Below are 1114 nucleotides of genomic sequence, written 5' to 3'. Positions count from 1 at the left end.
CATTTTATACCATTACCCATGTTGACTTTGTTTAAAGACTTAGGTTATCAAATAAATGATTATCCATCTGCTTATTTACAATACGCCAATGAAATCTCGTTACCAATTTATCCGCAACTTCAAAATGATGAGATTGATTTTATTATAGAAACCGTAATAAATGCTGTTGATAAACAACTGGCATGTGCAAAAAGCCCATTAACCATTGATAATGAAGTTGGGGTTTAAAAAGTTTGTAAAAAAATGATCATAAAAAGATTTTTTGATATAGTTTTTGCAATTGCGATAATATTGCTGCTAACTCCCCTGCTTTTTTTAATCGCCATTATTATCTGGGTTAACTCAAAAGGAGGCGTAATTTATTTGCAAAACCGGGTTGGGAAAAATGGAACTGAATTTAAACTTTATAAATTCAGAACAATGTACCCACATTCTGACAGGGCGGGACTATTAACAATTGGCTATAATGATTACAGGATAACCCCGGTTGGCTATTGGCTCAGGAAATACAAGCTTGATGAATTACCGCAATTGTTTAATGTTCTTATTGGCGATATGAGTTTTGTAGGTCCGCGGCCCGAAGTGCAAAAATACGTACAATTATATACAGAAAATCAGCTTAGGGTATTAAGCATAAAGCCCGGTATAACTGACTGGGCTTCAATTAAGTATTTCAATGAAAATGAATTGCTTTTAAACGCTGCCAATCCTGAGGAACTTTATATAAATACAATTATCCCATCTAAGATCCATCAAAACCTGGAGTATATTGATAACCGTAATTTTTGGATGGACGTTAAGATAATTTTCTACACAATAAAGAAACTGTTTAAATAAAGCCCAACTTTTCATGTTACTTAAAAAGTTTTTCGTTTTTGGTGTTGTTGTATTCTATCTGTATACACTTGCCTTTGGCATTTTTATGACAAATTTATTAAGGATACCAGCACCATTTATAGCCGGCTTGTTTTTGATTTTTTTTTTACAAAAGCCGGTACAAAAGTTTGCTTACTACCAGGAAATGCTGGTATTTACAATAGCCTTGTTTTTATATTTTGTAGTTGGAATGGGCGACTACAAGGCTTTTTTTGCAACTTTCATGACCATATTAGCC

General features: G+C 33.2%; 3 protein-coding genes. All 3 read left to right on the top strand.

Annotated elements, in window-relative coordinates; all coding sequences use genetic code 11:
• Window positions 1-228: DegT/DnrJ/EryC1/StrS family aminotransferase (locus AC1DPZ_RS27755; RefSeq protein ID WP_477409608.1), on the top strand; the 228-nt coding region annotated here is incomplete at its 5' end.
• A gap of 15 nt (window positions 229-243) precedes the next feature.
• Window positions 244-837 carry a sugar transferase gene (locus AC1DPZ_RS27750; protein ID WP_477409606.1) on the top strand — a complete coding sequence of 198 codons (594 nt, stop codon included), beginning with the start codon at window positions 244-246 and terminating at the stop codon, window positions 835-837.
• A gap of 85 nt (window positions 838-922) precedes the next feature.
• The coding region (locus AC1DPZ_RS27745; RefSeq protein ID WP_477409603.1) for a hypothetical protein at window positions 923-1114 on the top strand (192 nt) is incomplete at its 3' end.

Source organism: Mucilaginibacter sp. P4_G9 (assembly GCF_056400985.1).
The sequence above is the reverse complement of the archived record's forward strand: the minus strand, read 5'-3'. Positions and strand labels throughout refer to the sequence as shown.